This is a genomic window from Saccharomonospora amisosensis, assembly GCF_011761185.1.
Lineage (GTDB): Bacteria > Actinomycetota > Actinomycetes > Mycobacteriales > Pseudonocardiaceae > Saccharomonospora_A > Saccharomonospora_A amisosensis.
Genome location: NZ_JAAOYM010000001.1, coordinates 3,132,979 through 3,155,476, shown reverse-complemented (window position 1 = coordinate 3,155,476; position 22,498 = coordinate 3,132,979). Strand labels below are relative to the sequence as shown.

Below are 22,498 nucleotides of genomic sequence, written 5' to 3'. Positions count from 1 at the left end.
GCGGAGAGGTTAACGGTGTTGCTCCGATCGCATGCCTACCCTGGAGCGTGTGCAGCGACTGAGTGGCCTCGACGCGAGCTTTCTCTACCTGGAGACACCCGCGCAGTTGCTGCACATCTGTGGTCTGCTAACGCTCGACCCTTCGACCGTTCCCGGCGGCTACGACTTCGACCGGCTCGTCGCCGAGTTGCGCGAGCGCGTGGAGCTGGCCGCGGTGTTTCGTCGCAAGCTGTTCGACTCGCCGCTGAACCTCAACCACCCCATGTGGGTCGAGGACACCGAGTTCGACCTCGAACACCACGTGCACCGCATCGCCGTGCCCTCGCCCGGCGGGCGGGAGGATCTGGCCGAGCTGTGCGCCCACTTCGCGGGCCAGCCCCTCGACAGGTCCCGGCCGCTGTGGGAGATGTATGTCATCGAGGGGTTGGCGGACGGCGGTGTCGCGGTACTGCTGAAGATGCACCACGCCAGCGTCGACGGGGTCAGCGGCGCCAACCTGCTGACCTACCTGGCGGGGGTGGAGCCGGATTCCCCACGGCCTCGTCCCGGCAAGGGCGGGCGAACCAACCAGCAGCCGCCGTCGACCCTCGCGCTGGTGTTGGACAGCGCGGCAGCCGCCGCCCACCGGCCAGTGCAACTGGTCAAACTGCTGCCCGGTCTGCTGGGCCTCGTGCCTCGCTGGATCGGCCGCTCGCTGCAGGGCAAGGGCATGGCCACGCCGTTCACGGCACCCCGTACGCCGTTCAACGGCACGATCACCGGGCATCGGGCCGTGGCCTACACCCAGGTGGACCTCGCCGAGGTGAAAGCGGTCAAGAACGCTTTCGGCGTCACCGTCAACGACGTGGTGCTGGCGATGGTCGCGGGCGCGCTGCGGCGGTTCCTCGCCGAGCGCGGGCAGTTGCCCGACGACCCGTTGCTTGCCACCGTGCCGGTGTCGGTGCACGAGCGCAGCGCACGCGAGCGGGGTAGCAACAAGGTGTCCGCGCTGTTCGCCTCACTGCCCACCCACCTCGCGGAGCCCGCCGCGCGAGTGTTCGCCATCGCCGAGAGCAACCGCCGCTCCAAGGAACACCACCGCACGATCGACGCGGACATGCTGCAGGACTGGGCCCAGTTCGCCGCGCCGACCACACTGGGCCTGGCGGTGCGTGCCTACTCGGCACTGCGGCTCGCCGAGAAGCACCCGGTGGTCCACAACCTCGTGGTGTCGAACGTGCCCGGGCCGCCCATGCCGCTCTACCTGCTGGGTGCCCGCGTCACGGGGCTGTACCCGCTCGGCCCGGTGTTCCACGGGGCTGGGCTGAACATCACCGTGCTGTCCAACGCGGGCCGGGTACACGTCGGTCTGCTCGGCGCGCGGGAACTCGTGGGCGACCTGTGGCCGCTGGCCGACGGGATTCCGGAGGCGTTGCGGGAACTGCGCGACCTGCCACACGGGTCATCACCTGCTTGACCGCTGGTGCCGTGGTGCGGGGTTTGTCACCGTATTGGGTGAAGGAGCGCGCACCCGAGCGGAGGCGTCCGTGAACATTCCTCTGGTTCTGGCATGGTTGCTCACCGCGGCCTTCCTGCTGCTGACGTTCCCGGCTGTTTCGCGGCTGACGCGGCTGGACTACGTGCGGCTGGGCTCCGGCGTGCGGCAGCAGGACGTCGCCGGCCTGCTGATGGCAGTCGCGATGCTGGCGATGGTGTCGCCGGTCGGCGCGCCGATACCCGTGGCGGGTTGGGAGGCGCTGTTCGTGTTGACCGCGGGCTGGTTCGTCGCGGCCGCGGTCCGGGACCGTTCGGCGCAAGGGGTGTGCCGACGCTGCGACCTGCACTACGGGATCGCCGCCGTGGCGATGTTCTACATGCTCCTCGCGATGCCGCACGGCGACGGCGGGCACACCGTGTGGCCGAACATGGTCTCCGGCGCCTCGTCCGGTGGCATGGCGTGGCCGGTGCTGGCCGCGCTGGGCGCGGCCTACTTCACCTATGACGGTGTGCAGGCGGGCATGCGCGGCCTGCGCCTGGCGAGCAGGACCGGGGACACCGCGCGGGAAACACTGCCGCCCGGCTTCGTTTCCCGCACGGTGTGCCGCGCCGGGATGGGCCTGGGTATGGCGATCATGTTCGTCGCGGGCCTGTGAGGCCGGGCGGTAACGGCAGCGGGCCACCGTTGCCGCCCGTACTCAGCCCGGTGTCATGACGCGTCGGTCGTGTGCAGCACCGCGTCGGACAGCGCCGGTGCCTCGTCGCGGTCGAGCACCGTGGCGGTGACGAGGAACCGCTCACCGTCTCGCCAGATCCGCGTGCGCAGCGTCTCGCCCGGCAGCACGATGCCCGCGAACTTCGCCGCCCACGAGCGGACCCGCGTGACGTCGGCGTCGAGCATGGTGTCAGTCACGGCCTTGGCGACGATGCCGTAGGTGCACAGCCCGTGCAGGATCGGCACGTCGAATCCGGCCGCCTTGGCGAACGCGGGGTCGGCGTGTAGCGGGTTGCGGTCACCACACAGCCGGTACAGCAGCGCCTGCTGCGGCAGTGTCGGGGTGTCCACCACAGCGTCCGGCTCGCGGTCGGGAAGCTCGATCCGCTCCGAGGCACCACGCTTGCCCCCGAAACCACCTTCGCCCCTGGCGAAGATGCTCGACCGCGCCGTCCACAGTGGCTCGCCCGACTCGTCGTCGACCCGCGTCTCCTGCACGATGACCGCGGCCTTGCCCTTGTCGAGAACGTCGGCGATGCGTGAGCGCGCCACCGCCTTTCCGTCGGTGGGGATGGGACGGTGCAGCGCCACCTCCTGCGTGCCGTGCACCACCTTGGCCAGGTCGATGTCGATGCCTGGGAAGGACACCGCGGGCGGCTCGAAGGTGCGGAAGTTGGCCGCCACGGTAGCGAACGTCGGCAGTACCCGCAGGTCGGCCTCGTAGGCGTAGCGCAGTTCCCGAGGGTCGGTCGGCCTGGCACCCGCCCCCAACGCGAGGTGGTAGAGCAGCACCTCCGAGGACGACCAGGAGAACGTGGTCTCGCCGAGATCCGCTCCGATCGCGGCATCGGGATCGATGGGCATGGTGGTTCCCTTACTCGTAGCTGATGGACACCTCGTCGGTGATCGGCAGCGACTGGCATGCCAGCACGATCCCGTCGGCGATGTCTTCTGAGTCAAGCACCTCGTTGTTGAGCATCTTGACCTCACCGGAGGTGATCCGGCACGCGCACGCGCTGCACTGGCCCTCCCTGCAGGAGTAGGGGGCGTCCATGCCCTCGTCGAGCAGGTGATCCAGCAGCTTGCGGTCGCGCGGCCAGGTGAGGGTGCGCTGAGTGCCGTCCAGCGAAACCGTCAAGGTGGTCGGCGACTGCGCTGTCTGCGCTGCCTGCGTCGATTTGCTCCGTCGCTGCTCACGCTCGGCGATCTCGAACGGGTTGCCACCCAGCGAGACGAACTTCTCGGTGTGGATGCGCGAGCGTGGCAGGCCAAGCGACTTCAGCGCAGACGTCGCCGCCGACATGAACGGGCGCGGCCCGCACACGAACGCTTCCCGCTGCGCGAACGGCGTGGCGAGGGCGCGCAGTTGCTCGGTGGTGGGCAAGCCCTGCACCGACTCCAGCCAGTGCATCACGGTGAGCCGGTCCGGGTGCCGCGCCGCGAGATCGCGCAGCGCGCCCGCGAAGATCACCGAGTTCTCGTCGCGATTGGCGTAGACGAGGGTGAGGTGTCCTTCGCCGTCGCCGAGTACCGACCGCACGATCGACATGACCGGCGTGATGCCGCTGCCCGCGGCGAACAGCAACAGGTCCTCGTCGAGCGAACGGGGCGTGAACACCCCGCTGGGAGGCAGGATCTCGAGCTCACTGCCGGGCCGGACGTTGTCGCACAACCAGTTCGAGGCGTAGCCGTCCCGCTTCACCGTGACCCTGGGCTGCTCCCCGGAGTAAGGCGAGCTGGACAGCGAGTAGCAGCGCGCCACGGAGCCGCACTCGTCGCTGGGGATCCGCACCGTGAGGAACTGGCCCGGCTTGTAGTCCAGCTCCTCTGTGTCGAACACGATGGAGTGCGCCTGCGCGGTCTCCGCCACGACGTCGGCCACGCGCAGCACACGCGAGCTCTCAGCCATAGGTGAAGATTCCTTCCCGTGCTGCCTCGGCGATGCTGTCGTGCAGTCGCTCGCACGTGTCGAGCAGGGCCGGGTGGACACCGCCCGCCACCCGCTCGGCGAACACCGGGCAGCTGGTGGCCGCGTCGGTGGTCCACTGGATGCTGGTGTGCTGCGGACTGTTCTTCTTCACCAGCACCTTTGTGGCACACGAGCGGCACGTCAGCGGCATCATCCCGCCGGTGAGGAACTCGTCGCGCTCGGCCGTCACTTAGGAGACCCCGGCTTCCTGGCCTGCCTCCTGCCGCTGCCGCTCGAGGTTCTCGGCCACCTCCTTCTCCCACGCCTCGTTGGCCTTCGTGGTGTCGACCTCGAACTCGAACCGCCTCGTCATGTCGTCGGTCACGTCGGCGGCGTCCACATAGAACTGTTCGTACCAGCGGCGAAGCTGGTAGACCGGACCGTCCTCCTCGCACAGCAGCGGGTTGTCGATGCGGGTCTTGTTCTTCCAGATCTCCACGTCCTGCAGGAATCCGACGCCGATGCTCTTGGCGAACTTCTCCGCGATCTTGTCCGCGTGCTCGTCGCTGACGCCGGGCAGCTTCTTCACGATCACGCCCCACTGCAACACGAACGAGGTGGGGGAGACCGGGTAGTGGCAGTTGATGAGGACGTTCTCGATCTCGACGCCCTGGTAGTTGTTCAGCAGGTAGTTGATCATGTAGGAGGGCCCGTAGTAGGAGGCCTCGGACCGCAGCGTGTTCTCCTCGCCGCCGTAGTTGGAGGCCATTCCCACGTCGGGGCGGCCCTTGGTGTTGAGGTACTGCGTGGCGATATGGCCTTCGAAGATGTTCTTGAAGTAGGTCGGGAACGCGTAGTGGATGTAGAAGAAGTGGGCCATGTCCACGACGTTGTCCACGATCTCGCGGCAGTTGGCGCCCTCGATGAGCACCGAGTCCCACGTCCAGTTACTCCACTCGTCGCTGTAGGCGCCCTCGATACGCGGGATCACGACGTCGTCCGGAGGCGGGTTGCCCTCCGGGTCGTTCCACACGAACAGTTGCTTGTTCTGCTCCAGCGTCAGCCAGGAGCGGGTGCGTGCCCGCAGCGGAACCCGCTTGGCGTAGGGGATTGAAACGCACTTGCCGTTGCCTGCCCAGCGCCAGTCGTGGAACGGGCAGGCGACCTCGTTGCCCTTCACCGTTCCCTGGGTGAGGTCACCGCCCATGTGCCTGCAGTACCCGTCGAGCACGTTGAGCTTGCCGTCCTCGCCCGCGAACACCACGAGTTTGGTGCCGAACGCGTTGACCGCGTGTGGTTTGCCGTCACGGAAGGAGTCGGCGAGCCCGAGGCAGTGCCAGCCACGGGCGAAGCGGGTTGGTGGCTGTCCCGCGTCGATCGAGCGAACGGCTTGGCCCTGCGTCATTGCGTACCTCCAGCGGGTCGTGCCTCGTGCTGAGAGCGATTCTTGGTGGCGATGTGGCGGGCGGCAAGGTAGCCGAACACCATCGCCGGGCCGATGGTGGCGCCGGGACCGGCGTAGGTGCGGCCCATCACGGCCGCACTGACGTTGCCCGCGGCGTAGAGTCCGTCGATGGGCGAGCCGTCCTCCCGCAGCACCCTGGCGTGCACGTCGGTGAGCAGCCCGCCCTTGGTGCCCAGGTCACCCGGCACGATCTTGACGGCGTAGAACGGCGCCATGTCCAGCGGACCCAGGCTCGGGTTGGGTTTGTTCCTCGGGTCGCCGTAGTAGTGGTCGTAGGCGCTGGCGCCGCGGTGGAAGTCCTCGTCGCTGCCGGTGCGCGCGAACGTGTTGAACCGTTCCACCGTGTCGCGCAGCGCCTGCGCGGGCACGTCGATGCGCTCGGCCAGCGCCTCCAGCGTGCCAGCCTTGGCGGCGATGCCCGCCTTGTACCAGCGGCCGGGCAGCGGCTGGCGCGGGCCGAGGCCGGTGAACATGTAACGGTTGAGATAGCGCTGGTCGAACACCAGCCAGGTCGGGATGTTTCGGGCAGGGCCGTCGCCTGGCCCGTACATCGCGTGCACGGCCTCCACGTAGGGCGCGGATTCGTTGACGAACCGCTCGCCTCGGGCGTTGACCAGGATGCAGCCCGGGCGGGAGCGCTCAGCGAGCGCGAACCACGGCCCTCCGGTGAGCGGCATCGACGGCCCCCACCAGGCGTCGTCCATCAGGTCGACCGCGGCGCCGAGCGCGAGGCCCGCCGTGATCCCGTCCCCGGTGTTGGCCTTGGCCCCGACGGTCCATTCGGTGCCGATCGGCGGGCGCTGGTATTTCTGCCGCAGCTGCTCGTTGTGCTCGAATCCGCCGCTGCCGAGCACGACCCCGCGCCTGGCACGGATCAGGATCTCCTCGCCGTCGCGCTCGGCGAGTACACCGCTGACCCGGCCGTGCTCGGTGTGAAGGCCGGTCATCGGGGTGGAAAGCCACACCGGGACCCGCTTGTCCAGCAGTCCCGCGCGAAGCCCCGCCGCCAACGCCTGGCCCATCGCCAGCGGGCGCTTGCCCGTCATGCGTGCGGCCAGCCAGCGCATTCCCAGCTGGAACACCCGCAGTATCCCGCGCGGGTGCCTGGCGATGAGGCTCAGCCAGCGGAAGTCGGCCTGCATCAGCGGTACTCCGAGCGGCGGGGCGCTGTAGGGCGGTTCCAGGTTCGCCAGCTCGGGGCCGAGGAGATTGCCGTCCAGCGGCCTGGGCTCCACAGAGCGCCCGCCCGCGCGGCCACCGGGGGCTTCCGGGTGGTAGTCGGAGTAGCCGGGCACCCACGTCAGCCGCAGCGGGGTGTGCTCATGCAGGAAGGAAACCACATCGGGGCCGTGATCGAGGTAGGTGTTGCGTCGTTGCGCGGGCACCACCTCACCGACGATCGCCTCGAGGTAGCGTTTGGCGTCCTCGGGGGTGTCCTCGACGCCCGCGGCGCGTAGCGCCTCGTTGTTGGGGATCCAGACACCGCCGCCGGAGCGCGCGGTGGAGCCACCGAAGTGGGTTGCCTTCTCGATGACGAGGACGGCCATGCCCTCGTGGGCGGCCGCGAGCGCCGCTGTCATGCCTGCCGCGCCGCTGCCGACCACGACGACGTCGTACTCGGGTGCGTCCCCGGTCATGCAACCTCCTGGAACACGTTATAGGACCACGCATCGCTGTTCCGCGCCGTTGCTGCCACCATAGACGAGAACGTGTTTCAGTTCTAGGGTAGTCCCGGTGACTGCGACGCAGGTAGTGGATGTGATCGACGGCGCTCGCGCTACCCGCGGCCGGTGGCGGCGCGAATGCGAGGATAAGAATCTGTTCCAGGTCGGGTCTGGCGGGTATCCGGAGCTGATTCCAGGTCGATTTTCGGTGTGGTGGTGGCAGGTATTGGCGTCAAGTGTCGAGTCCGCGTGACAAGAACGAGAACATGTTCTAGTCTTGGTTCTGTCGTACCAGGTAACAAGTAGGAACGAGGCACAGATGAGTGAGCGGGGCACCCACGAGGTGATCGCCGGGATACAGGAGCTGCTGCCCGTCCTGCGCGAGCGGGCGCAGGAGACGGAGGACGCGCGAAAGATCCCGGATGAGTCGATCAAGGCCCTGCGGGAGACCGGGTTCTTCAAACTGCTGCAACCAAAGACCTTCGGCGGATACGAGGCCGACCCCGTCACCTTCTACACGGCGGTCAAACTCCTCGCCAGCGCCTGCGGCTCCACCGGATGGGTGGGGTCCATTCTCGGTGTGCACCCATGGCACCTGGCGCTGTTCGACGCGCAGGCGCAGCAGGACGTGTGGGGAGACGACATCGACGTGCGGATCTCCTCCTCGTACGCGCCGATGGGCAAGGCCCAGGTCGTCGACGGTGGCTACCGGCTCTCCGGCAAGTGGAGCTTCTCCTCCGGCTGCGATCACGCGACCTGGGTGCTGCTCGGCGCACCCGCGTTCGACGCCGAAGGCAAGCCGGTTGACTTCTGCACCTACCTGCTGCCCATCTCCGATTACACGATCGAGGACGTGTGGGACACCGTGGGTTTGCGCGGCACCGGAAGCAACGACATCGTCGTCGACGACGTCTTCGTGCCCGCGCACCGGGCGCTGAGCTTCATGGCCACCTCCAAGTGCAAAACGCCCGGCCAGGAACTCAACCCAGGACCGCTTTACCGGCTGCCCTACGGCTCGGTGCACCCCAGCACGATCACCGCGCCGATCATCGGCATGGCGCAGGGTGCCTACGACGCCCACGTGGAGTACCAGCGCAGCCGGGTGCGCGCCGCCTACCTCGGCGAGCAGGCCAAGGAGGACCCGTTCGCCAAGGTGCGCATCGCCGAGGCAGGCAGCGAGATCGACGCGGCCTGGCTGCAACTGACGCACAACATCGATGAGCTGTACCAGCTGGCGTGCAAGGGCGAGAAACTGCCGTTCGCCACCCGGCTGCGGGTGCGGCGCGACCAGGTGCGCGGCACCGAACGGGCCATCGCCGCCATCGACCGGCTCTTCGAGAACTCCGGCGGCCGCGCATTGCGTACCGGCACGCCGATCCAGCGATTCTGGCGTGACGCGCACGCGGGCAGGGTGCACGCCGCCAACGATGCCGAGCGCGCCTACACGATGTTCGGTACCGGCGCCTTCGGGCTTCCCGTCGAGAACGCGATGGTGTGAGGTGAACTCGCAGATGGAGGGCAAGTACGCGCAGGTACGCGACGACCTTCGGCTGCACTACCACGAGGCGGGCACCGAACACACCGAGACGGTCATCATGCTGCACGGCGGCGGTCCCGGCGCGTCGGCATGGAGCAACTTCGGCCGCAACCTCGAAGTGTTCGGCAAGTCGTTTCGCACTATCGCGGTGGATCAGCCTGGCTTCGGTCGTTCGGACAAGCCCACCGACCACCCGCAGTACTTCACACACAGCGCGAGTGCCGTGGTGGGCCTGATGGACACGCTCGGCATCGAGAAGGCTCACCTGGTGGGCAACTCGCTCGGCGGGGGAGCGGCCGTGCGGCTGGCCCTGGACTACCCCGACCGGGCGGGCAGGCTGGTGCTGATGGGGCCGGGTGGGCTGAGCCTCAACGTGTTCGCGCCAGACCCCACCGAGGGTGTCAAGAATCTGGCCAGGTTCGCGGCACCACCCGGCCCGACCAAGGAGAAGCTGGAGGCGTTCCTGCGGGTGATGGTGTACGACCAGTCACTCATCACCGAGGAACTGCTCCAGGAGCGATTCGACGCGGCGAGCACGCCGGAGTCGCTCGCGGCGATGGCCGCAATGGGCGCGTCGTTCAGCAGGCCGGACAGCTACGAGCAGGGCATGCTGTGGCGCGAGGCGCACCGGCTGCGGCAACGGGTGTTGCTGATCTGGGGCCGTGAGGACCGGGTGAACCCGCTGGACGGCGCGCTGCTGGCGCTGAAGACCATTCCGAGGGCGCAGCTTCACGTATTCGGCCGGTGCGGGCACTGGGCACAGTTGGAGAAATTCGACGAGTTCAACCGGCTCGCGATCGACTTTCTGAAGGACTGATGAGCATGGGCATTCGTTCGCTGGGCTACCTGCGTATCGAGGCCACCGACATGGCGGCATGGCGTGAGTACGGGCTCAAGGTGCTCGGCATGGTCGAAGGCAAGGGGGCCGATCCCGACGCCCTGTACCTGCGGATGGACGACTTTCCCGCCCGGCTGGTGATCGTGCCGGGCGAGACCGACCGGCTCGCGCAGGCGGGCTGGGAGGTGGCGAACGCCGCCGAACTGGACGAGGTGCGGGCGAGCCTGCAGCGGCATGGCGTGGCGTTCAAGGAGGGCAGTGACGAGCAGCGCGCCGAGCGCCGGGTCGACGAGCTGATCACCTTCGAGGACCCCTCCGGAAACACGCTGGAGGTGTTCCACGGCATCGCGCTGGAGCACCGCAGGGTGGTGAGCCCCTACGGGCACACCTTCGTCACGGGCGAGCAGGGGCTCGGGCACGTCGTACTGTCCACCCACGACGACGAGGCCTCGCTGCGCTTCTACTCCGACGTGCTCGGGTTCCGGCTGCGCGACTCGATGAAGCTGCCGCCGCAGGCGGTTGGCAGGCCCGCGGACGGCAAACCGGCGTGGCTGCGCTTCCTCGGCTGCAACCCGCGCCACCACAGCCTCGCGTTCCTGCCGATGCCGACCCCTAGCGGGATCGTGCACCTGATGGTCGAGGTCGCGAGCACCGACGACGTGGGGCTGTGCCTCGACCGTGCGCTGCGGCGCAAGGTACCGATGTCGGCGACGCTGGGCAGGCACGTCAACGACCTGATGTTGTCGTTCTACATGAAGACGCCGGGCGGGTTCGACGTCGAGTTCGGCTGTGAGGGCAGGCAGGTCGACGACGGCACCTGGATCGCGAGGGAAAGCACGGCGGTCAGCCTGTGGGGGCACGACTTCTCCGTCGGGGCACAGCAGCGATGACCGCGGCTTCGGTGGTCGACGCGACCCGGTTCCGTTCGGTGCTCGGCCACTTCTGCACCGGCGTGGCGGTGGTGACGGCGTGCGACGGCGACGAGCCGGTCGGCTTCGCCTGCCAGTCGTTCGCCGCACTGTCGCTGGAGCCGCCACTGGTGTTGTTCTGCCCCGCGAAGAGTTCGCGTACGTGGCCGGTGATCGAGCGTGTCGGCAGGTTCGCTGTCAACGTGCTCGCGGGGGATCAGCGCGACGTCAGCGCCACGTTCGGGGCCAGGGGTGTCGACAAGTTCGCCTCGGTGGAGTGGACCAGGGCCCCGTCCGGCTCCCCGCTGCTGACGGGCTCGCTGACGTGGATCGACTGCGTGCTCGACGCCGTACACGAGGCGGGCGACCACTATGTCGCCATCGGCAGGGTCACCGAACTCGGCGAGGTCAGCGATGAGCGCCCGCTGCTGTTCTACCGCGGCCGCTACACCGTCACCGAGGCCGAACCGAACGGCGAGGCCGGGCACGCGATGTTCACCTGGCCACGCCCCGACGACTGGTTCTGACCCGCGAGTCCCCCGCTCCTGCCCGCGAGTCCTGCGCTCCTGCCCGCGAGTCCTGCGCTCCTGCCCGCGAGTCCTGCGTTGGTGCACCGGGACGGTTGGGGCCGACACCGAAACGCGGCATCGTGGACCGCGGCAGGCATGTCGGGTATTAGTGCCGTATGGCAACTGAGCGGGTCGCCGTGGTCACGGGGGCGGGTACCGGCATCGGCAAGAGCGTGGCACGGGCGCTGCTCCGGGAGGGGTACGGTGTCGCGTTCGCGGGCAGACGCGAGGAGCCACTGCGGGAGGCGGCCGGGGACCGTCCTGGCGCGCTGGTCGTGCCGACCGACGTCACCGACGAGGCCGCTGTCGCCTCGCTGTTCGAGCGTGTGGTCGACCGGTGGGGTCGGGTGGACCTGCTGTTCAACAACGCGGGCACGTTCGGTCCGCCCGGCTCGGTGGACACCGTGGACGCCGCCGATTGGCTCCGAACGGTCGAGGTCAACCTCACCGGCATGTTCCTGTGCGCCCAGCATGCCGTGCGGTCGATGAAGACGCAGCAGCCCAGGGGTGGCCGGATCATCAACAACGGCTCCATCTCGGCGCACGCGCCCAGACCGCGCAGCGTTGCCTATACGGCCACCAAACACGCGGTGACCGGGTTGACCAAGTCGATCTCGCTGGACGGCAGGGAGTTCGACATCGCGTGCGGGCAACTCGACATCGGCAACGCGGCCACGGAGATGACAGCGGGCATCGCACGGGGAGCGCGGCAGGCTGACGGCTCCGTTCGCCCCGAGCCCACCTTCGACGCCGACCACGTCGCGGACGCGGTGCTGTACATGGCCGGACTTCCGCTGAGCGCGAACGTGCAGTTCCTGACGATCACAGCCACCGCGATGCCGTTCATCGGCAGAGGGTAGCGACATCGAACGGGCTGCGTTGCCCGGTCGAGTGAAGCAGTGGCGTGCACAGCCCCTGCCGGGCTTACGTTGAGGTCATGGCCGCTCGACGCCTGCTCAGCGCCGTCGCGGCGCTGCTGCTGCTCACCGGCTGCACCGAGAAGGTGATCGCGCCCTCGTCGCCGGTGAGCGAGTTGGGGGTACGACAGCTGGCCGCGGGCAGGTCGCCCTCCGCTGTCACCGAGGCCGGTGCATTTCAGCGTCGCTGAGGGCGTGTCGTCCACACCCGCCGCCCGCGTGACGGTAACACCACGTGGAGTAAGCCAACGGTGGGAGGGAACCGCATGTCCACAACGGCCGGCAGGCTGCTCGCCGTGGCCATGCTGAGCATGGCGCTATCGCTGGGTCCTGCTTCGGCGGCAGGTGTGCAATCCCAGGCCGCTGCAGCCGTGGCAGGCGAGCCGCGGCACACCCAGGCTCAGGGCGGCAGCAGTGCTTGGGGCCTGTTCGGGTTGCTCGGGCTGCTCGGGTTGCTGGGTCTCGCGCGTAAGCCGCCCCGGCGCGTGGTGAGCGATCCGCTGGCGCGCTATCCCTCCGCGAAGCAGCCGATCATGCCGCATCCCGACCTCGACGACGGCTCGGGCCGCCGGGTCGGGGCAGCCGGTGGCCCTGGGGCCGTGAGCATCGGCGGGGTGGGTGGGCTGCAGCTTCCCGCCGCTCCGCTACCTCCGGGGGAGGAGTACGGCAGCGTGGACCCGGATTGCCCGCGCTGGCCCCGACACCACTACCGCTGACGGGCTGCACCCGGCTTCGGTGGTTGCACGGTCCGCGGGCCGGAGTGTGGAACTCGTGGGCGAGAGTGCAGAACTCGCGGTCCGGAGCGGGGGACTCGCGGGCGAGAGCGGGGGACTCGCGGGCGGTGTCCGGAATCGATTCAGTTAACATCGTTCACCAAACTCCTTCCGATAGTTAACGCTGTATGCTTCAATCGACGAACTAGAACGTGTTCCACGACGCTGCTGTCGGAGGTACGGCGTATGAGTTCGTCGTTACTACCCACCGGATTCGACTTCACCGATCCTGACCTTTACGCGACCCGGCTCCCGCTGGAGGAGTTCGCACTGCTCCGGCGTACCGCGCCGGTGTGGTGGAACGCTCAGCCCTACAACAAGGCCGGGTTCCGCGACGAGGGATACTGGGTCGTCACCCGGATGGAAGACATCAAGACCATCTCGAAGGACAGTGAGCTGTTCTCCTCGCAGGAGAAGACGGCGATCATCCGGTTCGACGAGACCATGGACGAGGAGGGGATGCAGGCCAACCGGCTTGTCCTGCTCAACATGGATGCCCCGCAGCACACGAAGCTGCGGCGGATCGTCTCCAAGGGCTTCACTCCGAGGGCCATCGGCAAGCTGGAGGACGCGCTGCGCGAGCGCGCGGCCAGGATCGTGCACGAGGCCAAGAAGAAGGGCTCAGGGGACTTCGTCTCCGACGTGGCCTGCGAACTCCCGCTGCAGGCGATCGCCGAGCTGATCGGGATTCCGCAGGAGGACCGGCTCAAGATATTCGACTGGTCCAACCAGATGATCGGCTACGACGATCCCGAGTACGACGTCGAGCCGATCGCGGCGTCGGCTGAGCTGGTCGGGTACGCGTGGAACATGGCTGAGCAGCGGCGCCAGTGCCCGATGGACGACATCGTCACCAAGCTCATTCATGCCGATGTGGACGGTGAGTCACTGACCTCCGACGAGTTCGGCTTCTTCGTCATCCTGCTGTCGGTCGCGGGCAACGAGACGACCCGTAACGCCATAACGCACGGGATGAAGGCCTTCCTGGACCACCCCGACCAGTGGGAGCTGTACAAGCAGCAGCGGCCCAAGACCGCCGCCGACGAGATCGTGCGGTGGGCGACACCGGTGGTGGCCTTCCAGCGCACCGCGACGGCCGACACCGAGCTGGGTGGCCAACACATCCGCAAGGGCGACCGGGTCGGCATGTTCTACAGTTCGGCGAACTTCGACCCCGAGGTGTTCGACCACGCCGAGCAGTTCGACGTGCTGCGTGACCCCAACCCGCATGTCGGCTTCGGTGGTACCGGTGCGCACTACTGCATCGGCGCCAACCTGGCCCGGCTGGAGATCGACCTGATGTTCAACGCGATCGCCGACGAGATGCCGAACATCCGGCAGGTCAGCGAGCCCGCGCGGTTGCGTTCCGGCTGGCTCAACGGCATCAAGCACTACCAGGTCGCCTACGAATAGGCGGCAGTCCCGCTCGGCGTGAAAAAACCGCCCGGCCCACCGTCGAAGGGGGCCGGGCGGTTTCTTGTCCTCAGGGCTTGTCGGCTCCAACGACCCACATGGAGAAGTACTGCGACCCGCCGCCGTAGGCGTGGCCGAGCGCGATCCTGGCACCGTCCACCTGGTAGTCGCCCGCACGGCCCATCACCTGCTTGGCGGCCTCGGAGAATCGCAGCATCCCGGAGGCGCCGATCGGGTTGGACGACAACACGCCGCCCGAGGGGTTGATCGGTAGCCGCCCGCCGAGTGCGGTCTCACCGGACTCGGTGAGCTTCCAACCCTCGCCTTCCGGCATGAAGCCGAGATTCTCCAGCCACATCGGCTCGAACCAGGAGAACGGCACGTAGATCTCGGCCGTGTCTACTTGCGACAACGGGTCGGTGATCCCCGCCTCCTTCCACAGCGCCGCGGCCGCGTCCCTGCCCGCCTGTGGGTTCACCTGGTCGCGCCCCGCGAAGGTGGTCGGTTCGGTGCGCATCGCCGTCGCGTGGAGCCACGCCGCGCCACCCTCCACAGCGTCGCCCGCGGCCTCGTCGCCGAGCACCATCGCGCAGGCGCCGTCGGAGGAGGGGCAGGTCTCGTCGTAGCGGATCGGGTCCCACAGCATCTGCGAGGCCCGCACCGACTCGACGGTGATGTCGGCCTGCCGCAGATGCGCGTGCGGGTTCAGCGCCCCGTTGCGCCGGTCCTTGGCCGCCACTATCGCGCCGACGTGCTCGGGTGCTCCCGATCGGCGGATGTAGGACCGCACGTGGGGTGCGAAGTAGCCCCCCGCGCCCGCGCCGACCGGCATATGGAACGGCGGCGCGATCGAAAGCGCCCACATGGCGTTGGATTCGGACTGCTTCTCGAACGCGACGGTGAGCACCCTGCGGTGCACGCCCGACTGGATCAGGCTCGCCGCCACCAGCGCGGTGGAGCCGCCGACCGAGCCCGCGGTGTGCACCCGCAGCAGCGGTTTGCCGTTGGCGCCGAGAGCGTCGGCGAGGAACAACTCGGGCATCATCACGCCCTCGAACAGGTCGGGCGCCTTGCCCACGACCACGGCGTCGATCTCGGACCAGTCCACCCGCGCGTCGGCCATCGCACGGTCGACGGCCTCCCGCAGCAGCCCCGGCATCGACACGTCGGTGCGCTTGGCGCGGTGGTGCGTCTGCCCGGTGCCGAGGACGGCGGTGCGTTGCTTGCCCACGGATCAGCCCCTCTCCAGTACGGCCACAAGGTTCTGCTGTAAGGCGGGACCACTCGTGGCGTGGCCCAATGTGCGACTCGCGTTGCCCGCCAGGATCTGTCTCGCGGCCTCACCGATGCGGGTCAGGCCGGCCGAGAACATCGGGTTCCCGGTGAGCGCTCCGCCGGAGGGGTTGATCCGGACGTCGTCGCCGAAACCGAGTGCGTCGCGCAGGATGAGTTCCTGGTGGGTGAAGGGCGCATGCAGTTCGGCGATCTCCACGTCCCGCGCGCCGACGGCGAGTCCGGCTCGCTCTGTCGACGGCGAGCGGGTCAGATCCCTGGCGCCGAGCACGGGGGAGTCGATGCGGTGCTCGATACCGGTGATCACGGCGGGCCGTTCGACGATGTCGCGTGCCCGCTCCACGGAGGCGAGCACGATCACGGCGGCGCCGTCGGTCACCGGTGCGATGTCGTGTGCCCGCAGCGGGTCGGCCACGAGCGGCTCCTCAAGCAACCGTGCCGCCTCGACATCCCCGCTCAGCTGTGCGAACGGGTTGCTCGTCGCGTCGCGTCTGCTGCGGGCCGCCACCTCGGCGAGGTCCTTCTCGCTCCACAATCCGGCGTCCATGCCCAGCCGGGCCTGTAGCCCCGCGATGCCGATGGAGTCCGGCCACAGCGGCGCCATCACGTACGGGTCGAGCTGCAGCGACAGCACCCTGCGCAGCTCGCCTGCCGAGGCCTTGCCGAAGCCGTAGACCAACGCGGTGTCCACCTCGCCCATGCGGATCTTCAGCCACGCCTCGTACAGCGCCCATGCCGCGTCCATCTCCACGTGCGACTCGTGGATCGGCGGGAACGCGCCGATCGCGTCGACCGCGGCGATGAAGGAGAAGGCCCTGCCCGCGAGGTAGTCCGAGGAGCCGGAGCACCAGAAGCCGATGTCGGCCTTGGTCAACCCGGTTTGCTCGAAGACCTCGGCGAAGATCGGAACCAGCATCTCAACGCCGTTGGTAGTGCCGTGGGTGCGCCGCACGCAGGGCGCCTGCGCGAACCCGACCACCGCCACATCGTTCATCGTGTTCCCCTCACAGGTGGTGGGCGTAGGACTCGTACGGTGCGTCCGGTTCGCCGGTCGGCTCGAAGTGGGCGATGTTCTCCAGCGTCGTGGACCACTCCTGCCGCGGCTTCCAGGCCGCCCGCACCCGCATTCCCATCCGGACCTCGGAGGCCTCGCAGCCGAGCACGAGGTGCAGGAACGGGATGTCGGCGCCGTCGAGCAGGATGTAGGCCGCCACGTAGGGCGGCTTGATGCGCTGCCCGAGGAAGGGCACGTTGACGATGCAGAACGTGGTGACGATGCCGGTGTCGGGCAGCTCCACTTCTTCCACGGTCGGCACGCCGTCGGTGGGGCACGCGCCGCGCGGTGGGATGTAGACCTTGCCGCAGGCCGGGCAGCGTTGGGCGATGAGCCTGCCCTCGGCGAGTCCACGCAGGTAGCGGCTCTCCTCGGGAGACACCGAGTGCTCGAAGCTGAGGTGGACGGGTGTCACCACCGTGGTGACCGGGCTGCCCTCCTCGCGCTCCACCACCGGCGGCGGTGGCGGTGTGGGGGCCGGGTCGTCGGGTGGAGCGTCGACGGGCAGGAAGTAGGCGATGTCACGGATGTGCCCCACCGGCTCGTCGGCCCAGCGGACCCGCACCCGCATTCCGGTGCGCATCTTGGCGGCCGAGCCCGCGTCCACCGCGTGCAGCAGTGCGGTGTCGGCACCGTCGAGCCGGATGAGTGCCCAGGCGAACGGGCGCTGGATCGGTTGACCCTCGAGTGGTTCGGGCGCCCACGACCACGACACCACGGTGCCCTCGTCGGCGACGTCGGCGAACTCGGTCAGCGCCTCGGCGGTGTGCGGGTCGTACTCGACCGGCGGCACGTGCACCCGGCCGTCGCTGCCCCGGATGCCGACTATGCGTCGCTGCCGAAGTGCGTTGACGAAGTGCCCGAGAACGGGGCCGACCGAGCGGGTGTAGTCGAAGCCCACGTTCAGCGGAGCTGACAGTGGGGTCTGCTCTGTCTCGGTTGCGGCTGAAGTCACGACCGAAGTGAAACACGTTCTCGATTTATCGGCAAGCATCGGCGCGGCCTGTCAACTGGGTTTCCGCCGCAATATCTGCAACAGGTTCTCGTAGAGAGATGTGTGGAGTGGCCGCCCGAGGTACTGCGGTGGCCCGTCGCGCCTGCCCTGGGTCGGCGACGGGCCACCGTCCGCGTCAGCGGCCCTGGAACCGGGGCTTGCGCTTCTCGGCGAAGGCGCGCGGGCCTTCCTTGGCGTCGTCGCTGGCGAACACGCCGACTCCGTACTGTGCCTCCAGCTTGAAGGCCTCCTCCTCGTGCATGCCCTCGGTGTCGCGGATCGTGCGCAGGATGGCCTGCACGGCCAGCGGCCCGTTCTCGGCGATCCGGTCGGCGATCTCCAGCGCGCGGTCCAGCGCCGTGCCGTCGGGCACCACGTGCCCGATCAGCCCGATGTCCTTCGCCTCCGCCGCGGTGATGTGCTTGCCGGTCAGCAGGATCTCGGCGGCCACGGTGTACGGGATCTGCCTCGGCAGTCGAACGGCCGACCCGCCGAGCGGGAACAGCCCCCAGCGCGCTTCCGAGACCCCGAACTTCGCGCTCTCGCCCGCGACGCGGATGTCGGTTCCTTGCAGGATCTCCGTGCCGCCTGCGATGGCGGGTCCCTCCACCGCCGCGATCAACGGCTTGCTGAGCCTTCGCCCCTTGAGCAGCCCGTCCATGCGACTGGGGTCGAACGAGCCCTTGTCGAACGCGTTGGAGGGGCTGTTGCGGCTCATCGACTTCAGGTCGGCGCCCGCGCAGAACGCGCCCCCCGCGCCGGTCAGCACGCAACTGCGGATCTCGGGATCGGCGTCGACGCGGTCCCATGCCTGCGTCATGATCGCCAGCATCTCCCCGCTGAGCGCGTTGCGTGCGTGCGGCCGGTTCATCGTCACCACGAGCGTGTGCCCGCGTTGTTCCACCAGCGCGTGCGGTTGCTCTTCCATCCGCGACTCCATCCGCGATCCTTCAATCCGTTGACCCATTGCCTGAAACGATAACATGTTCTAGTTTATCTGCGTGGCTTTCAACATCGCGGACCTCCTCGAGCACGCCGTGGACGCCGTGCCGGACCGCACCGCGGTTATCTGCGGGGACCGGCGGCTGACCTATGCCCAGCTGGACGAGCGTGCCAACCGGCTGGCCCACCACCTCGCGAGTAACGGGGTGGGCAAGGGCGATCACATCGGCGTGTACTCGCGGAACTCCATTGAGATGATCGAAACGATGTTCGCGGCGTACAAGCTCCGCGCCATCGCGATCAACATCAACTACCGGTACGTGCACGGTGAGCTGAGGTACCTGTTCACCAACGCCGACCTGGTCGCTCTCGTACACGAGCGGCAGTACTCCGAGCGGGTAGCCGGAGTGCTTCCCGAGGCGCCCGATCTGAAACACGTTGTAGTCGTGGAGGACGGCAGCGACGGGAACTTCTCGACCTACGGCGGGGTGGAGTACGAGGCCGCGATGGCGCAGAGCTCGCCGGAACGCGACTTCGACGAGCGCAGCTCCGACGACCTCTACATCCTCTACACCGGCGGTACCACGGGCTATCCCAAGGGCGTGATGTGGCGCCACGAGGACGTCTGGCGTGCGCTCGGCGGCGGCATCGACTTCGTCACCGGCGAGTACGTGCCCGACGAGTGGACGCTCGCCGAGCAGGGCAAGCAGGGCGCGCTGGTCCGGCTACCCGCCGCTCCGCTCATCCACGGCGCCGCGCAGTGGGCCGCCTTCGGTGCGCTGTTCGCCGGCGGAACCGTGGTGTTCGTGCCGCAGTTCGACCCGCACGAGATCTGGCGAGCGGTACAGGAGCACAAGGTCAACGTGCTCACCGTCGTCGGTGACGCGATGGCGAGGCCACTGCTGGACGCCTACCGCCGCGGCGGCTACGACGCCTCCTCGCTGGTGGCCTTCTCCAGCCACGCCGCGCTGTTCTCGCACTCGGTGAAGCAGGAGTACCTGGAGACGTTCCCCAACATCGTGCTCACCGACGCCATCGGTTCGTCCGAGAGCGGCTTCACCGGCATCGGGATGGCCTCCCGTGACGCGGACCACTCCGCCGGGCCACGGGTGAACTTCGGCAAGGACGCGATCCTCGTCGACGACGACGGCGGGCTCGTCGAGCCGACGCCCGGCGCCGTGGGCAGGATCGCCAGGCGCGGTCACGTGCCGCTGGGCTACTACAAGGACCCGGCGAAGACCGAGACGATCTTCGTGGAGATCGACGGCACCCGCTACGTGGTGCCCGGCGACTTCGCCCGCTACGAGGAGGACGGCACGGTGACCCTGCTGGGACGCGGGTCGCAGTGCGTCAACACCGGTGGCGAGAAGGTGTTCCCCGAGGAGGTCGAGGGCGCGCTCAAGTCGCACCCGCAGGTGTTCGACGCGCTGGTCATCGGTGTGCCGGACGAGCGACTCGGGCAGCGGGTGGGCGCGATCATCGAGCCGCGCGAGGGTGTCGAACCCGACCTCGCGGACATCGAGGCGCATGTCAGGAACGAGATCGCAGGCTACAAAGTGCCCCGCAGCATGTGGGTCGTCGACCAGATCGGACGGCTGCCTAGCGGCAAGCCCGACTATCCGTGGGCACAACGCCACGCGGCCGAGCACGAGCCGGCCGCCAAGCTCAACGCGTAGGAGGACGTCGAAGAATGCGCACCGCGTTGTGCGACACGCTCGGGATCGATCTGCCGATCGTCGGGTTCACACCGTCGCAGCACGTCGCAGCCGCCATCAGCAAGGCAGGAGGGCTCGGTGTCCTCGGCTGCGTTCGGTTTAACGATGCCGACGAGCTCGACAAGGTGCTCGGCTGGATGGACGAGAACACCGACGGCAAGCCCTATGGTGTGGACATCGTGATGCCGTCGAAGGTGCCCACCGAGGGCAGCTCGATGGATCTGAGCAAGCTGATTCCCGACGAGCACAAGGCGTTCGTGGAGCGCACGCTCGCCCAGCTCGGTGTTCCGGAGCTGCCGGAAGACACCGAGGAGCGCGCGGGCGTGCTCGGCTGGCTGCACTCGGTGGCGCGCTCACATGTCGAGGTCTCGCTCAAGCACCCGATCAAGCTGATCGCCAACGCGCTCGGCTCACCGCCGGTCGACGTCATCGAGCAGGCACACGAGCACGGTGTGCCGGTCGCGGCGCTGGCGGGCAAGGCGGAGCACGCTCGGCGGCACGTCGACAACGGGGTGGACATCGTCGTGGCCCAGGGCTACGAAGCTGGTGGCCACACCGGCGAGATCGCTTCGATGGTGCTGCTTCCCGAGATCGCCGACGCGGTGGGGCGCGAGGTGCCCGTTCTCGCGGCAGGCGGCATCGGTTCCGGCAGGCAGGCCGCGGCCGCGCTCGCGCTCGGCGCCGCGGGCGTGTGGACCGGGTCGATCTGGCTGACCACCCGCGAGTACCTGGAGACGATGCCGGAGTCGCAGGCCGTGCAGCAGGCGCTGGTGCAGGCTACTTCGTCGGACACCGTTCGCACCCGGATCTACACCGGCAAGCCCGCCCGGTTGCTCAAGACCCGCTGGACCGAGGCGTGGTCGGCGCCGGACGCACCGGAACCGCTCCCGATGCCGCTGCAGAACCTGCTCGTCTCGCCCGCGCACAACCGCATCCACGCCGCTGCCGACCCGTCCGTGGTCTCCATGCCCGTCGGGCAGATCGTCGGCAGGATGAACGACGTCCGCCCGGTCGCCGACGTGCTCTCGGAGATGGTCGCCGAGTTCGACGAGGCGGTGACCAGGATGGTCAGCGTGAAGCAGAGCTGACACGCACGGCGTAGGCCGCCGCACCCACCGCCAGTACCGCCGCGCCCGCGAGCACCGATGGCCACGGCAGGCTGAACGCCAGCAGCAGGCAGCCGAGCAGGCCGACGGCCGGAACCAGCCTGCCTGCACGCAGCGTCCACGCACTGGCGTTGGCGATCGCGTAGTAGACCAGCACCGCGAAGGAGGAGAACCCGATCGCGCCGCGCAGGTCGGCGAACGAGGCCAGCAGCGCCACGACAGCACCGACGGCCAGCTCCGCGCGGTGCGGCACCCGGAACCGGGGATGGATCGCGGCCAGCGCACGCGGCAGGTTGCCGTCGCGCGCCATCGCCAGCACGGTCCTCGACACCCCCAACACCAGGGCGAGCAGCGCGCCGAGCGCCGCCACCGCGGCACCGGCTCTGACCACCGGCGCGAGAGCTGACCAGGCCGTACCCGACACCGCCTCAGCGAGCGGGTCGTCGCTCGCCGCGAGGGCGGCTGGTCCGAGCTGTAGCAGCGTCGCCACGGCCACCGCCGCGTACACGGCGAGCACGATCCCGAGCGCGATCGGGATGGCCCTCGGGATCGTGTGCTGTGGCCTGCTGACCTCTTCACCGAGCGTGGCGATGCGGGCGTAACCGGCGAAGGCGAAGAACAGCAGGCCTGCCGACTCCAGCACCCCTGGCGCGTCGGTGCCGGGAAACGGCGTCAGCCGGGAAGCCCTCGGGTCGCCCGCGACCACGATCGTCACCACGGCGGCCGCCAGCACCAGCAGACTCAGCGAAACCAGCACCCTCGTCGCCGCCGCGGAGCGCTGGATGCCGCGGTAGTTCAGTGCCGTCAGCGCGGTCACGACGGCGACCGCGAGCAGGCCCCGCCACGGTTGACCCAGCCCCGGCGCGGTGTAGGTGACGACCGTCAGCGCCATCGCCGCACAGCTGGCGACCTTTCCGGTCACGAACCCCCAGCCAGCCAGGTAACCCCAGAACGGCCCGAGCCGTTGCCTGCCGTACACGTAGGTGCCGCCCGATGCGGGGTAGCGCGAGGCCAGCCTCGCCGACGAGGTCGCGTTGCAGTAGGCGACCACGGCGGCCACGGCGAGCCCGAGCAACAGGCCGGACCCGGCGGCGCTCGCCGCGGGCGCGAACGCCACGTACACCCCGGCACCCAACATCGCGCCGAGGCCAACCACGACCGCGTCCGACGTGCCGAGCCTGCGTGCGAGTGATTCCCCGGCCATGCGCTG

The 22,498-nt window shown here is 68.7% G+C and carries 22 protein-coding genes; 12 read left to right on the top strand and 10 right to left on the bottom strand.

The features are described from left to right. The first annotated feature begins 49 nt into the window (after positions 1-49). Both FHU38_RS15280 and FHU38_RS15275 read left to right on the top strand, forming a co-directional pair. Entirely contained in the window at positions 50-1,456 is a 1,407-nt protein-coding gene (locus tag FHU38_RS15280) for a WS/DGAT/MGAT family O-acyltransferase (protein ID WP_167171911.1), read from the top strand. A gap of 70 nt (positions 1,457-1,526) precedes the next feature. Further along, the gene (locus FHU38_RS15275; RefSeq protein WP_167171908.1) at positions 1,527-2,132 is read left to right on the top strand and encodes a DUF5134 domain-containing protein; all 606 of its coding nucleotides are present in this window, start codon (positions 1,527-1,529) and stop codon (positions 2,130-2,132) included. Between the two features lie 53 nt (positions 2,133-2,185). On the opposite strand, the gene FHU38_RS15270 is transcribed toward FHU38_RS15275, so the two are convergent. From FHU38_RS15270 to kstD, 5 genes are read right to left on the bottom strand one after another with little or no spacing between them, the layout of a single operon-like run. After that, the gene (locus tag FHU38_RS15270; RefSeq protein WP_167171904.1) at positions 2,186-3,055 is read right to left on the bottom strand and encodes a MaoC/PaaZ C-terminal domain-containing protein; all 870 of its coding nucleotides are present in this window, start codon (positions 3,053-3,055) and stop codon (positions 2,186-2,188) included. Positions 3,056-3,065: 10 nt separating this feature from the next. Beyond that, a complete protein-coding gene (locus FHU38_RS15265) occupies positions 3,066-4,100 on the bottom strand; it encodes a ferredoxin--NADP reductase (protein WP_167171901.1) in 1,035 nt (344 codons plus the stop codon). Further along, positions 4,093-4,314, bottom strand: a complete 222-nt coding sequence (locus tag FHU38_RS15260) for a hypothetical protein (protein WP_167176115.1) — start codon at positions 4,312-4,314, stop codon at positions 4,093-4,095. Before FHU38_RS15260 ends, FHU38_RS15265 begins: the two co-directional genes overlap by 8 nt. 36 nt (positions 4,315-4,350) lie before the next feature. Further along, positions 4,351-5,505, bottom strand: a complete 1,155-nt coding sequence (locus FHU38_RS15255) for a Rieske 2Fe-2S domain-containing protein (RefSeq protein ID WP_167171898.1) — start codon at positions 5,503-5,505, stop codon at positions 4,351-4,353. Next, positions 5,502-7,202, bottom strand: coding sequence for a 3-oxosteroid 1-dehydrogenase (gene kstD, locus FHU38_RS15250; RefSeq protein ID WP_167171895.1), 1,701 nt, complete (start codon positions 7,200-7,202; stop codon positions 5,502-5,504). The genes FHU38_RS15255 and kstD overlap by 4 nt, the downstream gene beginning before the upstream one ends. 346 nt (positions 7,203-7,548) lie before the next feature. On the opposite strand from kstD, the gene hsaA reads away from it, so the two are divergent. The 8 genes from hsaA to FHU38_RS15210 all read left to right on the top strand — a co-directional run bounded on the left by hsaA (position 7,549) and on the right by FHU38_RS15210 (position 14,184). Then, complete coding sequence (hsaA, locus tag FHU38_RS15245; RefSeq protein ID WP_167171892.1) at positions 7,549-8,727, top strand: 3-hydroxy-9,10-secoandrosta-1,3,5(10)-triene-9,17-dione monooxygenase oxygenase subunit; 1,179 nt, start codon at positions 7,549-7,551, stop codon at positions 8,725-8,727. A gap of 13 nt (positions 8,728-8,740) precedes the next feature. Continuing rightward, positions 8,741-9,583, top strand: a complete 843-nt coding sequence (gene hsaD / locus FHU38_RS15240) for a 4,5:9,10-diseco-3-hydroxy-5,9,17-trioxoandrosta-1(10),2-diene-4-oate hydrolase (RefSeq protein WP_167176113.1) — start codon at positions 8,741-8,743, stop codon at positions 9,581-9,583. Between the two features lie 5 nt (positions 9,584-9,588). After that, positions 9,589-10,494 carry an iron-dependent extradiol dioxygenase HsaC gene (hsaC, locus tag FHU38_RS15235; RefSeq protein WP_167171890.1) on the top strand — a complete coding sequence of 302 codons (906 nt, stop codon included), beginning with the start codon at positions 9,589-9,591 and terminating at the stop codon, positions 10,492-10,494. Next, positions 10,491-11,039, top strand: a complete 549-nt coding sequence (hsaB, locus tag FHU38_RS15230) for a 3-hydroxy-9,10-secoandrosta-1,3,5(10)-triene-9,17-dione monooxygenase reductase subunit (protein ID WP_167171886.1) — start codon at positions 10,491-10,493, stop codon at positions 11,037-11,039. The genes hsaC and hsaB overlap by 4 nt, the downstream gene beginning before the upstream one ends. Before the next feature lie 158 nt (positions 11,040-11,197). Further along, on the top strand, positions 11,198-11,941 hold the full coding sequence (locus FHU38_RS15225; protein ID WP_167171883.1) for an SDR family oxidoreductase: 744 nt from the start codon (positions 11,198-11,200) through the stop codon (positions 11,939-11,941). A 77-nt stretch (positions 11,942-12,018) separates the two neighbouring features. Further along, positions 12,019-12,189, top strand: coding sequence for a hypothetical protein (locus FHU38_RS15220; protein WP_167171880.1), 171 nt, complete (start codon positions 12,019-12,021; stop codon positions 12,187-12,189). Positions 12,190-12,264: 75 nt separating this feature from the next. Next, positions 12,265-12,714, top strand: a complete 450-nt coding sequence (locus FHU38_RS15215; RefSeq protein ID WP_167171877.1) for a WGxxGxxG family protein — start codon at positions 12,265-12,267, stop codon at positions 12,712-12,714. 243 nt (positions 12,715-12,957) lie between these two features. After that, complete coding sequence (locus FHU38_RS15210) at positions 12,958-14,184, top strand: cytochrome P450 (protein ID WP_167171874.1); 1,227 nt, start codon at positions 12,958-12,960, stop codon at positions 14,182-14,184. A gap of 70 nt (positions 14,185-14,254) precedes the next feature. Here FHU38_RS15210 and FHU38_RS15205 read toward each other — a convergent pair whose 3' ends face one another. The 4 genes from FHU38_RS15205 to FHU38_RS15190 all read right to left on the bottom strand — a co-directional run bounded on the left by FHU38_RS15205 (position 14,255) and on the right by FHU38_RS15190 (position 18,453). Continuing rightward, positions 14,255-15,415, bottom strand: a complete 1,161-nt coding sequence (locus FHU38_RS15205) for a thiolase domain-containing protein (RefSeq protein ID WP_167171872.1) — start codon at positions 15,413-15,415, stop codon at positions 14,255-14,257. Between the two features lie 3 nt (positions 15,416-15,418). Further along, positions 15,419-16,471, bottom strand: a complete 1,053-nt coding sequence (locus tag FHU38_RS15200; protein ID WP_167171869.1) for a thiolase domain-containing protein — start codon at positions 16,469-16,471, stop codon at positions 15,419-15,421. A gap of 10 nt (positions 16,472-16,481) precedes the next feature. Continuing rightward, positions 16,482-17,525 (bottom strand): Zn-ribbon domain-containing OB-fold protein, encoded by a 1,044-nt coding sequence (locus FHU38_RS15195; RefSeq protein ID WP_243852261.1) that lies wholly within the window; start codon positions 17,523-17,525, stop codon positions 16,482-16,484. 136 nt (positions 17,526-17,661) lie between these two features. After that, positions 17,662-18,453, bottom strand: a complete 792-nt coding sequence (locus FHU38_RS15190; protein WP_167171864.1) for a crotonase/enoyl-CoA hydratase family protein — start codon at positions 18,451-18,453, stop codon at positions 17,662-17,664. A gap of 73 nt (positions 18,454-18,526) precedes the next feature. On the opposite strand from FHU38_RS15190, the gene FHU38_RS15185 reads away from it, so the two are divergent. Then, positions 18,527-20,143 (top strand): acyl-CoA synthetase, encoded by a 1,617-nt coding sequence (locus tag FHU38_RS15185; protein WP_167171861.1) that lies wholly within the window; start codon positions 18,527-18,529, stop codon positions 20,141-20,143. A gap of 14 nt (positions 20,144-20,157) precedes the next feature. Continuing rightward, positions 20,158-21,270: an NAD(P)H-dependent flavin oxidoreductase gene (locus FHU38_RS15180; RefSeq protein ID WP_167171858.1), complete on the top strand. Its 1,113-nt coding sequence runs from the start codon at positions 20,158-20,160 to the stop codon at positions 21,268-21,270. Here the strand turns inward: FHU38_RS15180 and FHU38_RS15175 are convergent. After that, positions 21,251-22,492, bottom strand: a complete 1,242-nt coding sequence (locus tag FHU38_RS15175) for an APC family permease (RefSeq protein ID WP_167171854.1) — start codon at positions 22,490-22,492, stop codon at positions 21,251-21,253. The genes FHU38_RS15180 and FHU38_RS15175 overlap by 20 nt on opposite strands. Positions 22,493-22,498: the final 6 nt, after the last annotated feature.